11 protein-coding genes and 1 pseudogene are annotated in these 13,062 nt (G+C 62.0%); 6 read left to right on the top strand and 6 right to left on the bottom strand.

The window, feature by feature from the left end; translation table 11 throughout:
* Positions 1–127 precede the first annotated feature (127 nt).
* The 6 genes from LK440_RS13910 to LK440_RS13890 all read left to right on the top strand — a co-directional run bounded on the left by LK440_RS13910 (position 128) and on the right by LK440_RS13890 (position 4,966).
* Positions 128–631 carry an outer membrane lipoprotein gene (locus tag LK440_RS13910; RefSeq protein ID WP_025341324.1) on the top strand — a complete coding sequence of 168 codons (504 nt, stop codon included), beginning with the start codon at positions 128–130 and terminating at the stop codon, positions 629–631.
* Positions 632–868: 237 nt separating this feature from the next.
* On the top strand, positions 869–1,105 hold the full coding sequence (locus LK440_RS13905) for an acyl carrier protein (RefSeq protein WP_005018502.1): 237 nt from the start codon (positions 869–871) through the stop codon (positions 1,103–1,105).
* The gene (locus LK440_RS13900) at positions 1,086–2,261 is read left to right on the top strand and encodes a D-alanyl-lipoteichoic acid biosynthesis protein DltD (protein WP_005018503.1); all 1,176 of its coding nucleotides are present in this window, start codon (positions 1,086–1,088) and stop codon (positions 2,259–2,261) included. Before LK440_RS13905 ends, LK440_RS13900 begins: the two co-directional genes overlap by 20 nt.
* Positions 2,258–2,383 (top strand): hypothetical protein, encoded by a 126-nt coding sequence (locus LK440_RS17905; protein ID WP_005018504.1) that lies wholly within the window; start codon positions 2,258–2,260, stop codon positions 2,381–2,383. The genes LK440_RS13900 and LK440_RS17905 overlap by 4 nt, the downstream gene beginning before the upstream one ends.
* 7 nt (positions 2,384–2,390) lie before the next feature.
* Entirely contained in the window at positions 2,391–3,518 is a 1,128-nt protein-coding gene (locus tag LK440_RS13895; protein ID WP_005018506.1) for a membrane-bound O-acyltransferase, read from the top strand.
* Between the two features lie 11 nt (positions 3,519–3,529).
* Positions 3,530–4,966, top strand: coding sequence for a D-alanine--poly(phosphoribitol) ligase (locus LK440_RS13890; protein WP_005018508.1), 1,437 nt, complete (start codon positions 3,530–3,532; stop codon positions 4,964–4,966).
* A gap of 68 nt (positions 4,967–5,034) precedes the next feature.
* Here the strand turns inward: LK440_RS13890 and LK440_RS13885 are convergent, their stop codons facing one another.
* From LK440_RS13885 to LK440_RS13860, 6 genes and pseudogenes are all read right to left on the bottom strand, one after another.
* Positions 5,035–5,589, bottom strand: a complete 555-nt coding sequence (locus tag LK440_RS13885) for a YggT family protein (RefSeq protein WP_005018511.1) — start codon at positions 5,587–5,589, stop codon at positions 5,035–5,037.
* Between the two features lie 163 nt (positions 5,590–5,752).
* Positions 5,753–6,190 carry a histone H1-like DNA-binding protein gene (locus tag LK440_RS13880; RefSeq protein ID WP_005018512.1) on the bottom strand — a complete coding sequence of 146 codons (438 nt, stop codon included), beginning with the start codon at positions 6,188–6,190 and terminating at the stop codon, positions 5,753–5,755.
* A 303-nt stretch (positions 6,191–6,493) separates the two neighbouring features.
* Positions 6,494–7,690: a ribonucleotide-diphosphate reductase subunit beta gene (locus LK440_RS13875; protein WP_005018513.1), complete on the bottom strand. Its 1,197-nt coding sequence runs from the start codon at positions 7,688–7,690 to the stop codon at positions 6,494–6,496.
* 21 nt (positions 7,691–7,711) lie between these two features.
* Positions 7,712–10,639: a ribonucleoside-diphosphate reductase subunit alpha gene (locus LK440_RS13870; protein ID WP_005018514.1), complete on the bottom strand. Its 2,928-nt coding sequence runs from the start codon at positions 10,637–10,639 to the stop codon at positions 7,712–7,714.
* A 305-nt stretch (positions 10,640–10,944) separates the two neighbouring features.
* Positions 10,945–12,033 (bottom strand): annotated as a pseudogene (locus LK440_RS13865) (DUF6537 domain-containing protein); the annotation flags it as partial.
* Positions 12,034–12,984, bottom strand: a complete 951-nt coding sequence (locus LK440_RS13860; RefSeq protein WP_005018058.1) for an IS481-like element IS481 family transposase — start codon at positions 12,982–12,984, stop codon at positions 12,034–12,036.
* Positions 12,985–13,062: the final 78 nt, after the last annotated feature.

Genomic DNA, 13,062 nt, shown 5'->3' with positions numbered 1-13,062 from the left:
TACTGTGAGCAGGGCACAGGGCCCGCAGGCCCTGATTTTGGTTGCACCCTGTTTCTCGCCCGGCAACGAAACGTGTTGCGGGGGAGTATTATCGAATGTGTCGGTACATCCCGATCGAGGAGTCTCAATGAGCACAACTATTTCTTCGTCTGTTTCGGCTGGCCGCATTGCTCGCGGAATCGTCGTGTTGACGCTGGCTGCTGGCATGGTGACGTTGGCCGGTTGCGCCAATCGCAGTGCGTCGGCCGGTGTCTATAGCTATGATCAGGCCCAGCGCGAGCAGATCGTTCGCACGGGTACGGTGACAGGCGTGCGCCCGATCACCATTCAGAATGACAAATCCAGCGGTGTCGGTCTGGTGGCCGGCGGTGCCCTGGGCGGTGTGGCGGGTAACGCCATCGGCGGCGGCACGGGCCGCACGATCGCCACGGTCGGCGGCGCCCTGTTGGGTGCCCTGGCGGGCAACGCGGTGGAAAACCGGGTCGGCAAGAATTCCGGCTATGAAATCACGGTGCGACTGGACAACGGCGAAACCCGCGTCGTCGCTCAGGAAGCCGATGTGCCGGTCAGCGTTGGTCAACGCGTGCAGGTCATCAGCGGCAGCGGCCCGACCCGCGTCGTGCCTTACTAAGCCGTTCTCGGCGGCAGGTAGACCTTCCACACCCCTCGGGCGGCAACGCCCGGGGGGTGTTTTGCTGTAACGACTGGCTGCCGGGCCTACTGTTGCGGCCGCCCGACAAAGCGGGCGGGGTTCGGAAAAAAGTTTCAAGATTTTAAGAACGCCGTCAGCATCCCTTGGTATAGTCGCGCTGCTAACTCCGGGGGCGGGGGTAATCGGCCTCGCTGAGGCGGCACAGCAACACAGACTATGCATACTGAGCAAGAACTCCATACCCGTATCGCCGAGATCGTCGAATCGATCGTTCTGAAAAAAGTTACCGCCGATACTCCCCTTATCGCATCTGGCCTGGTCGACTCGTTGGCCGCGGTGGATATCACTCTGGCTGTCGAGTCCGAGTACGGCTGTAGCATTCCGGCGCCCGAAATCGCTGAGCACATGCAGTCGGTCCGCACGCTCGCCGACTATGTCGCTGCTCATACGTAACAGCCGGCTGCTGTCGCATATCGCGGCGGCCTTCACCGCCTGTGTGCTGGCCGCAGCGCTTTACTGGATAGCAGATCGTTTTCTGGACAGTAACGTCCAGCCGATCTCCAATGCGCCTTCGGTCACGGACAACTACCTGCCCAATCTGGGCCCGGATTGGGGCACGCAGCACGTCAACCTGAACCGTCTGTCGCGTGCACTGAGCGACGGCACGCTCGTCGTGCTGGGGTCGTCCGAGTTGTCCAGCCACGACCTCCGGTTTGTCCCCTATCACTTCTTTCCGCGCGAACTGAAAGTACCGACGCTGGCCTACGGGCACGCCATGTTTCAGTCGTACGGGATAGTGAGTGTGCTGGAGTCGGTGGCCGACTCGCTCACACCCAATACGCGTCTGGTGGTGATGATATCGCCTGCCTGGTTTGCCTCCGGCGGGCAGTTGCCGCGCTCGGCGTTTGCCGAGCATGTCACCGGCCCGGTCTGGGACAGGCTCTGGAATCGCCAGGCCACCCGCGAGCAGATGCAGACCTGGATCAGCGACAACGCCAATTGGGGGCTGCTGTGGCTGCTGGCCAATGGGCAGGTCTCGGAGTTCAAGGACAAGGTCGCGGCCTGGTGGCACGCGCGCGCGCAGCCTCAGCTTGATATGCCGCGCAGCGCATTGGCGGTACCCGCGCACAAGTTCGTCAGTTGGCCGTCGTCGGCACGCCTGTCGGGGCAGCACTGGAGCGAGCTGATCGATCAGGCGACCGATGTCGAGCGCGAGTTGGGCAGCAAGAACCCCTACGACGTACGCGACGACTATTACGAGAAATACCTGGCGATGCTGCCATCGCCGGCGCGCAATGAATTTCCGGATGTGCCGCCCATGACCCGTCCCGAGCTGGGCGATCTGGCGCGTGTTATGGCCTTGTTGCAGCAGCGAAAAGTACGTGCTTATTTCGTCATCCAGCCCTTCAATCCCAAGTTGATTCTGGACGTCGAGCGTTTCGATCCCGTGGTGACGGCCATCATGGGCATGTGCGAACGCTATGACATGGGTTGTCTGGATCTCTACAGCATCCCTTTCCAGCCGGGAATGGTGCGTGACGACATGCATCTGGCCGAAGTGGGCTGGGCCCTGGCAGACCGGGGCATTGCGGAGTTCTTCTCGCGATGAAGCGTTTTTTTTGGCATCTTTGCCTCTATCTTGGCCTGATTCTGGTGTTCATCCTGCAAGCGCAGCCCACGACGGGTAGCGGCTGGCCGATCAAAGTCGAATTTCAATACCAACAGTTCTGAGGCTGCCATGGAATTGTTCGGTAGCCTGAGTTTCTTCGGCGGCGCCATCATCGGTGGCCTGGGCCTGTTGATTTACCGCTCGCTGGCCGCGCCCTGGCGCCTGGGGTACCGCCACGTCATCGCGGGCTTGTCCGTGCTGATCTGGCTGGCGGTGTTTGGCGTGCGTCCTTGGCAGCCTGCGGCCTTGTTCCTCATCGCCGGGGGGGCTCTGTGGGCCACCCGCCGCGGCTGGTTGCGCACCTGGATGGCGGTGATCATCACGATGACGCCGCTACTGCTGGTCAAGACGGGCACGACCCATCTGCCTGCCATGCTGGGCTTGTCGTTTGCAACGTTTCGCGCCATCGATGTGCTGCTGTTTGCGCATCGCGACGAGCCTCTGTCGCCGCTCGATTACTTCATTTATCTGTTCTTCCCGCTGACCTTACTGGCCGGCCCGATGTACCGCTGGCGCAGTTTTCAGGCCGATCTGAGGCGCGGCTACGATGGGGTCAAGCTCGATACCTGGCTCGGTGGTCTGGAGCTGACGCTACTGGGCATCATTCAGAAGTTCGGCCTGGCCGAAGCCATCTGGCGCTACGGCTTGTCGACGCTGGACGCGCACGACTATTCGTTCACGGGTGTCGTGTCCAACGCAACGCTCTACAGCTTTTATTTATTCTTTGACTTTGAGGGCTACAGCAATATGGCCATCGGCATCGGCATGCTGTTCGGGTTCGTGTTGCCGACCAACTTCCGCAATCCCCTGGCCAGTGCCAATCCGCAGGATTTCTGGCGCCGCTGGCATATCAGCCTGTCGGAGTGGCTGCGCGATGTGGTCTTCATGCCCATCTACAAAGCCCTGGCCAAAACGGCTTTTTTCGGACGTCACCGTCTGGCGGCGCAGAATGTCGGCATTTTCGCCACGCTGCTGGCCATGGGTATCTGGAATGGCCTGACCTGGCATTATGTGGTCAGCGGGCTGATGTTCGGCTCGTATTCCGTGGGCCATAACTTGCTCATCAATGCTGCGCGCAGTCGTCCGCCTCTGGCTGCCTGGCTGGCGCATGCCTGGGTCAAGTTTGCCGGCCGCGTCATCACGCTTATCCTGGCCGCGCTGGCACTCTACGTCTTCAGCGGCCGCAGCCCGATCTGAGTCCCTTTGCCATGCGTTTTGATCTGAGTACTTTCGAATTCGTCGCCTCGGAGCGTGACCCGCAGGCGCTGGCAGTCGTCGGCGCGGATGGCCAGTTGAGCTGGGCCGAGTTGGAGCAGGCCGCCGCAGCCTGGGTCGAACGGGCACGTGCGCGCAACATTACCGCCGATGTGCCGGTCGTGGTCTACGGCCATAAGCAGACCGGGTTTTTCGTGGCCATGGTCGGCGCACTGATGTTGGGTGCACCCTTCGTGCCGGTGGATACCATCTATCCGGCCGAGCGCCTGCGCCGCATCGTCGAGATTGTCGGTGCCGGTACGGTCTATGATGCGGCCGCCGATCGGTTCGAGCCGGGTGCTGCGCAGCCACGAGCGCTCGATGAGAAGAGCCTGGCTTATGTGATCTTCACTTCCGGCAGCACGGGCGACCCCAAGGGCGTGCAGATCGGCCGCGAGAGCGTAGCCTTGCTAGGGCAGTGGATGAGCACCTTCGGTCTGGGGGATGCCCCGGTCTTCATGAACCAGGCGCCGTTCAGTTTCGATCTGTCCATGTATGAGGTTTTCGGGACGTTGGCATTGGGTGGCACGTGCGTACTCAGCGCCCGCGAGCAGATCGCCGCACCCGCGGACTGGTACACGCGCCTGGCCGCGCATGGCATCCGGTGCTGGGTGTCGACGCCGTCCTTTGCGCATCAACAGCTGGTCAATCGCGATTTTTCGCCGGCCACCTTGCCGGCGCTGGATACGTTTCTTTTTTGCGGCGAGCCCCTGACCGTGGCGCTGGCCAAAAAACTGCGTCAGCGTTTTCCGCTGGCTCGCATTATCAACACCTATGGGCCGACCGAGGCGACGGTGGCCACCACGGCCATCGTGGTCGACGATGCGGTCATTGCCGCGCACGACCCCTTGCCCATCGGCTATGCCAAGCCGGATTCGCGTGTTTATGTGGAAGAGGGCGAACTGTGCATCGTGGGCGATCACGTCATGCGTGGCTACCTCAACCGTCCCGACCTGAACGAGACGAAATGCTTTCGCGCCGCCGACGGCCGTCGCGGTTTTCGCACCGGCGATCTCGGCGAGCAGGGTGAGGGCGGCTTGCTGTTCTGCCGCGGCCGCATGGACGACCAGATCAAGCTCAATGGTTATCGCATCGAGCTCTCGGAGATCGACGCTGCCCTGCATGGCCTGACCGGCGTGCGCGGCGGTGCCTGCGCGGTGCTGCGCCGGCCTGACGGCACCGCGGTGCGGTTGATCGGTTTTCTGGATGTGGACGTCAGTGCGCCTGCGTATGCCGGCGCCGATGTCCAGGCAGACTGGAAACGTCTGCTGGCCGAACGCCTGCCCCCCTATATGGTGCCTACCGAGTGGGTGTTGTGCCCGTCTTTGCCTGTTTCCAACAATCACAAGACGGACCGCAAGAAGCTGCTGGAAATTTACGCCAGCCTTTGAGGACTGTTGTCGATAAAAAAGGGCGCCGTGCGAATCCACGGCGCCCTTGTTTCGTGTCCGTTCAGCGGTCAGATGCCGCCATAAGACAGGCGAGTGAGCATCATCGCCGCGATCTGCGCCACGATGAGCAACACCAGCGGCGAGAAATCGATGGCCGTGCGCGGCAGGATGCGGCGGATGGGATCGAGCAGCGGTGCGGTCAACGTTTGCAGCAGGGCCATCAGGGGCGACATGGGGTTGATCCAGGACAGCACGGCTTGAATCAGCGTCAGCCACACAATGAGATTGAGCGCCCAGCGCATCTCGGTAAACAGCGCGGTCAGCAGGATGCGCGGCAACGCGCTGGCCGGCGGCAGCATGCCGAGGGTGACAAGAATGACCAGCACAAAGAACAGTAGCGCCGCCAGCCAGGCGGCAAACAGACTGGTCCAGTCGACGCTGCCCGTGGCCGGGATCACGCGCCGCAATGGCAGAATGAGCCAGTTGGTGGCCTGGTAGATCGCGCGCGCCAGGGGATTGAAGGGGTGCAGCCGCACCGCATGCATCCAGGCGCGCAGAAGCAGGGCCGCTCCGAAAAGCGTGAACAGAATGTCGATAAGAAAACGCAGGATATCGCCGATCATGAACTATCTACCAGAAGTAACGCGTTCTATTGTCGCATGATGATGTGAAAACAATGCGCTTGTCGTGATGGAGGCGGCATGATGCCGGCGACGGGTCGGCGCATGAAAAAGCCGCCCGACTTTCGTCGGGCGGCTTGATGCCTGCCTCAGGCTGGCCTGTCCCTTAAGGACGGCCACCCGTGGGGAAGGGCCACGACGCGGCTGGATTCAGCACGGTCTTGGCACCCGGGGCCGCCGTCGTGGACGGCGGCGTGGCGGGCTTCTTGGGGGCAGCCTTCTTTGCAGCAGGCTTTTTAGCCGCCGGCTTCTTGGCTGCAGCCTTCTTGGCGGGCGCCTTCTTGGCGACGGCCTTCTTGGCGACGGCCTTTTTGGCGACGGCCTTTTTGGCTACGGCTTTCTTGGCGACAGCCTTTTTGGCAGGCGCTTTTTTGGCGACGGCCTTCTTGGCTACGGCTTTTTTGGCCACGGCCTTCTTGGCGACAGCTTTCTTGGCAGCCGGTTTCTTGGCGGCTACCTTCTTGGCTGCGGGCTTCTTGGCGGCGACCTTCTTGGCGGCGGGTTTCTTCACCGCTTTCTTGGCGGCTTTCTTGGCAGTTGCCATGGTTATGCTCCTTAGGTTCAGGGGTCCCAGAACTTAAACCCGTGTCACAGAACGCCAACGGCGAACTGCACCCGGGCTATTCATCGGCGCATGCCACTGCCCCTTGCGGGCGGCAGTGCTTTACGGCTTGCGCTAATGAATTCAGCACAGCCATTTGATATGGCCCCCGCCATAAGCGGAGCGCGAGCCATTTCAAATGGCATCGGTAGGCGCCAGCGAACCGGCAGCCTACCGTTACGTCCTACGTGTCCGAATACACCATAACCGGGAGCACAACCATGGCGGGCCACCAGGCCCTGCCACTTACTCCCAGCTCAGCGTACCGCCGGTTTGGTATTCGATCACGCGAGTCTCAAAAAAGTTGCGTTCCTTCTTCAGGTCGATCATTTCCGCCATCCACGGGAAGGGATTTTCTTCCTGTGGGTACAGCGGCTCGATGCCGATCTGCTGGCAACGACGGTTGGCGATGAAGCGCAAATACGATTTGAACATCGGCGCATTCAGCCCCAACACGCCTCGCGGCATGGTGTCTTCTGCGTAAGCGTATTCGAGTTCGACTGCTTTGCGGAAGAGTTCGCGAATTTCTTCGCGGAATTCCGGCGTCCACAGGTGAGGATTCTCGAGCTTCACGGTGTTGATAAGGTCGATACCGAAATTGCAGTGCATGGATTCATCGCGCAGGATGTACATGTACTGCTCGGCCGCGCCAGTCATCTTGTTCTGCCGGCCCAGTGCCAGAATCTGGGTGAAGCCGACGTAGAAGAACAAGCCTTCCATCAGGCACGCGAACACGATCAGCGACTTCAACAGCGTTTGATCGGCTTCGGGCGTGCCCGTCTTGAAGTTGGGATCGGCAATGGCCTCGATGAACGGAATCAGAAACTCATCTTTAGCGCGAATCGATGGGACTTCGTTGTACGCGTTGAAGATTTCCGACTCATCCAAATCCAGGCTTTCAACGATGTACTGATAAGCGTGGGTGTGGATGGCTTCTTCGAAGGCCTGGCGCAGCAGGAACTGGCGGCACTCGGGGGCCGTGATGTGGCGATAGGTGCCCAGCACGATGTTGTTGGCGGCCAGCGAGTCGGCCGTCACGAAGAAACCCAGGTTGCGCTTGACGATGCGGCGCTCGTCCTCGGTCAACCCGTTGGGGTTCTTCCAGAGGGCGATGTCGCGCGACATGTTGATTTCTTGCGGCATCCAGTGGTTGGCGCACGTGGCGAGGTATTTTTCCCACGCCCACTTGTACTTGAACGGCACCAACTGGTTGACGTCCGTTTCGCCGTTGATGATGCGTTTGTCGGCAACCTTTACACGACGTGCCGTCGTGCCACTGAGGTCCGCGGCGCTTTGCGGCGCGGCGGCGGTGGGCATTGCCGAATCGCCGAACACACCCGTGGAGGGGCGCAGCGGCTCGGGGGCAGCGCCGCCGGCACCCGCATGGGTGGCGGGAGCCTTGGCGGCCTGCGCGGCTAGATTGTCGTCTTCCCAATTAAGCATGATCGAATTCTCCGATAGTCGTTACTGGCAGGCTTCGCACTCTTCGAAGCCGGGGTCACCCGGCCGCATCGTGCAAACCGCCCCGACGATCTCGGGTTCGGGCAAAACAGGTGCTGCGGATGCGGAGGCCGAGGCGTTGTGATTGCCAGCGCTGACGGCGTTCAGTTCGCCGCCGCGGCCCGTGGATTTCTCGGCACTGGTGGCGCCCATGGTGCGCAGGTAGTAGGTGGTTTTGAGACCACGCTGCCATGCGAGCTTGTACGTGTCGTCCAGCTTCTTGCCCGATGCGCCTGCCATGTAGATGTTCAGCGATTGGGCTTGATCGATCCATTTCTGGCGGCGCGCGGCGCACTCAACCAGCCAGCTCGGTTCGACTTCGAACGCCGTGGCATAGAGTTCGCGCAGTTCAGCTGGAACGCGATCGATGCGGGACAGACTGCCGTCGAAGTACTTGAGGTCAGCGACCATGACTTCGTCCCACAGACCGAGTTTCTTCAGATCACGAACGAGATAATCGTTTACGACCGTGAACTCGCCGGAGAGATTCGATTTGACGTACAAGTTCTGGAAAGTGGGTTCGATGCACGCAGATACACCAATGATATTGGAAATCGTCGCGGTTGGGGCGATGGCGATGCAGTTCGAGTTGCGCATGCCGTGTTCTTTGATGCGCGCGCGCAACGTATTCCAATCGAGTGCGCTCGATTCATCGACATCGACATTGCCACCACGCTCTTCACGCAGCATCGCGATCGAGTCTTGCGGCAGGATGCCACGCGACCACAGCGAGCCTTCATACGATTGATAGCGGCCGCGCTCTTCGGCGAGCGTGCTCGATGCCCAATACGCCTGATAGCACACGGTTTCCATCGAGCGATCAGCGAACTCAATGGCGGCTTGCGACGCGTACGGCACGCGCATCATGTGCAGGCAATCCTGGAAGCCCATGATGCCCATGCCGACAGGGCGATGGCGCATGTTGGAGTTGCGCGCCTTCTCCACGGCGTAATAGTTGATGTCGATGACGTTGTCGAGCATGCGCATGGCGATGCTCACCGTACGCTTGATCTTGTCGTGATCGAGTTCGAAGCTACCGTTGGCGGTGGGCTTCATGTGAGCGACCAGATTGACGGAGCCGAGGTTGCACACGGCGATCTCGGATTCGTTGGTGTTCAGCGTGATCTCGGTGCAGAGATTGGAGCTGTGCACCACGCCGACGTGCTGCTGCGGCGAGCGGATATTGCACGGATCCTTGAACGTGATCCACGGATGGCCGGTTTCGAACAGCATCGACAGCATCTTGCGCCACAGCGACAGCGCCGGCATTTTCTTGAACAGCTTCAGTTCGCCGCTGGCTGCCTTGGCTTCATAGCCGAGGTAGGCGCGCTCGAATTCACGGCCGTACTTGTCGTGCAGGTCGGGGCAGTCCGAGGGCGAGAACAGCGTCCAGTCTCCGCCTTCCATCACGCGTTTCATGAACATATCGGGAATCCAGTTCGCCGTGTTCATGTCGTGGGTGCGGCGGCGCTCGTCGCCGGTGTTCTTGCGCAGTTCCAGGAATTCTTCGATATCCAGGTGCCACGTTTCGAGGTAGGTGCACACTGCGCCCTTGCGCTTGCCTCCCTGGTTGACGGCCACTGCGGTGTCGTTGACGACCTTCAGGAAAGGAACCACACCCTGGCTCTCGCCATTGGTGCCCTTGATGTGGCTGCGCAGCGCACGCACCGGCGTCCAGTCATTGCCCAGACCGCCTGCGTACTTGGCCAGCAGCGCGTTTTCCTTGATGGCGTCGTAGATGCCTTCGAGGTCATCGGAGACCGTGGTCAGATAGCACGACGACAACTGCGAGTGCAGGGTGCCGGAGTTAAACAGCGTCGGCGTCGAGCTCATGAAGTCGAAGGACGACAGAATCTCGTAGAACTCGATGGCGCGTGCTTCGCGATCGGCTTCGCGCAGCGCCAGCCCCATGGCCACGCGCATGAAGAAGACTTGCGGCAGTTCGATGCGCGTGCCGCGCACGTGCAGGAAGTAGCGGTCGTACAGCGTTTGCAGACCCAGGTAGCCGAATTTCAGATCGCGACTGGCGTCCAGCGCGCGGGCGATGCGCGCAAGGTCGAACTCGGCGAGCTTGGCGTCGAGCAGACCGGCCTCAATGCCGCGCTGAATGAAAGTCGGGAAATAGTCGGCATAGCGCTGGCCCATGTCGGCCTGCGAGACTTCCTGGCCCAGCACTTCCTTGCGGATCGTGTGCAGCAGAAGGCGGGCGGTGACCTGGCTGTAGGCCGGATCTTTCTCGACCAGCGCTCGGGCCGCCAGAATGGCGGATTTGAAGACTTCGTCGACCGGCACGCCGTCGTACAGGTTCTTGACCGTTTCCTTCAGGATGGTTTCGGTGTCGATGAACTCGGTCAGGCCGACGCCGGCGGCTTCGATGGTGGCGCGCAACTGCGCCATGTCCAGCGGACGGCGCACGCCGCCGTCATTGACGCTGAGCGTGCTTTCCTGGGCGTCGGGTGCGGATTTTTCCTGCAGATCGGCCGCGGCGGCGCGCTCCTGGGCGCGGCGCTCACGGTACAGCACGTAGGAGCGGGCGACGTCATGCTGGCCCGAGCGCATCAGCGACAGCTCGACCTGGTCCTGCACATCTTCAATATGGAAGGTGCCACCGCTGGGACGATTGCGCACCAAGGCGCTGACGACCTGCACGGTCAATTGTTCGACCAGTTCGCGCACGCGCGCCGAGGCGGCGCCTTGGCCGCCGTTGACCGCCAGGAAGGCCTTGGTCATGGCGATGGCGATCTTGCCCGGCTCAAAGCCGACGACCGAACCATTGCGGCGGATGATGTTGTAACTGGCCCATTGGCCAGCCTGGCCGGTATTGGCCTGGTGTTCATTGGATTCGGGCGGCACGGCCGTGGGCCGAGTCACAGAGGCGATCGAAGTCTGCATGGAAGCTCCTGTGCGAATAGCGGAAACGAGACATGGCCGAGCCATGTCGGATCAGAAAGAATTCGGTCTTGCGGGGGGGGAATCGTCCGGGCGCGCGGCCCTGAGACAGTGGTCAGCGGTTCAACGGCTGATCAAATCGACCACAAGATATAGTGTACCACCCCCTCGCGTGCCACTAATTCTAGTGAGGCTCGGTACGCTGGACAAGTCTGGGGGTTGGGTGATGTTCAAATTTAGTTGTTACGAAATGCGAAGGGCGCGCCGATCAAGGCGCGCCCGCCGAAGTGAGTGCTCAGCGTGAGGATTTACGCGCTTCTTCGGACCTCGCTCGGCGCAAAGCCAGGCTGCTCATAGCTTTCCAGAAGACGGTCCCGGTCCTGGCGAAAGCGCGTAACTGCCGCGGCCTTGATATGACCGTAGCCGCGCACATTTTCCGCAAGGGCAGCGATTGTAGCCGCCGCGCCGATATTGTCCACTGTCAGGCCGGCAAGCAGACGTTTGACCAGGCTTTCGTACTCGACGATGAGGTCGCGCTCCATGCGCCGCTCGGCGGTGTAGCCGAAGGGGTCGGCCCAGGTGCCGCGCACGCTTTTGCAGCGCGCCAGCCAGCGCAGCGCCGACAGGGTGCGCGGGCCCAGCGCCATTTTGCGCGGCACGCCGGTGCGCGGGTCTTTGCGCGCCAGCAGGGGCGGCGCCATGTGACAGCGCAATTGGTAGTCGCCTTCGAACTGCTCCTTCAGTTGCGCCGCGAAGCTGCCGTCGGTGTACAGACGGGCGACTTCATACTCGTCCTTGTAGGCCATGAACTTGAACAGGCCGCGCGCGACGGCCAATGCCAGGCGCCCGGGCGTAGCACCCAGTTCCCGCTCGCGGGCCGCGACCTCCTCGATCAGCCGGCGGTAGCGCGTCGCGTAGGCCGCATTCTGGTAGGCGGTCAGATCGGCCACGCGGCGCGCCACGGCGTCGTCGAGCCGCTCGGGGCGATGCAGCGCGATGACCTGAGCCGGCGGCTTGAGCGCGAAGGCCAGGGTCTGCGGCGCGTGCGCGGCCAGCCGGCCGGCGTCGAAGGCGGCACGGTTGCTGGCCACGGCCACGCCGTTGAGTTCGATGGCGCGGGTCAGCGCGGCGAGCGTCAACGGTACGTCGCCACGCTGCCAGGCATAGCCCCGCAGAAAAATGTTGGACAGGATGCTGTCGCCAAACAGGGTGAGCGCGGCGCCATGCGCATCCAGCGCGGCGGTCTGCTCGCTGCCAGCGGCATGACGGATTTTTTCCAGCAGGGCGTCGCCGCGCATGGGCACGTCGGGCTGGCGTGTGAAATCCGATACCGGGGCGACGTAGGTATTGGCCGTCACGCGGCTGTACCCGCGGCGCAAGGTCCCCAGGGCTTCGGGCTAGATGTGAACTGTCAATAGGTTGTATTCGTCCAGGTTGAGTCTGGAGATGGGTACAGCGCGCCCGATGCCTTGGTGGGGTCGATGCCAGTTGTAGTGGTGTAGCCAGGATTTCATGGCATCGGCTCGGTGTTGGGAGTTCTGGTAGGTGTGAGCGTAAGCCCACTCACGCAAGGCCGACTGGATGAAGCGTTCGGCCTTGCCATTGGTCTGTGGGCGGTAAGGTCGGGTAAAGCGGTGCTTGATGCCCAGCTCATGGCACAGCGCGGCGAAGGCGCGGCTGCGAAAGGCCGAGCCATTGTCGGTGAGCAAGCGCTGGATGGTCACGCCCAGGCGCTGGTAGTAGGCCACTGCGTCCTTGAGGAACTGGACGGCGCTGGGGAAGCGCTCGTCGGGGTGGATGTCGGTGAAGGCCACGCGGGCGTGGTCATCGATGGCCACGAAGACGAAGTCCCAGCCGGCCCCCTCAACGGTATCGCGTCGGTTGCCCGTGACCCGGTGGCCAGGGCGCTGGATACGTCCCAGCTTCTTGATGTCGATGTGCAGCAGATCGCCGGGGGCCTGATGCTCGTAGCGCACCACCGGCTCGGCCGGCTCCAGGTCGGCCAGGTGCGACAGACCGGCGCGGGCCAGGACGCGGCTGACGGTGCTGGCTGACACGCCCAGCGCCTGGGCGATGCGCACTTGGGTCAGCCGCTTGCGGCGCAGCTCCACGATAGCCAGCGCCTTGGCCGGCGCAATCGCTCGGGGCGAGACCGTCGGGCGCGAGGACGCATCGGCCAAGCCCGCCTGGCCCTGAGCCAGAAAGCGGCCCAGCCATTTGCGCACAGTCGGCGCGGTGACCCCATAGGCGCGGGCCGCTTCAGGCACACAAACTTGATGGGCGATCAATTGCTGGACCATTTCGAGGCGACGTAGGAAGGTCAATCGGGCATGCTTATGGGTGTTCATCCGGCCGGGCTCCTTGAGTGAACTGGGGGGTTGGCGATTTCCAGTTTCTCAAATCCGGTTCGGATGAACCATGCATAC

This window comes from Bordetella holmesii (genome assembly GCF_020735985.1).
Classification (GTDB): domain Bacteria; phylum Pseudomonadota; class Gammaproteobacteria; order Burkholderiales; family Burkholderiaceae_B; genus Bordetella; species Bordetella holmesii.
This window is presented reverse-complemented; position numbering and strand designations above follow the sequence as displayed.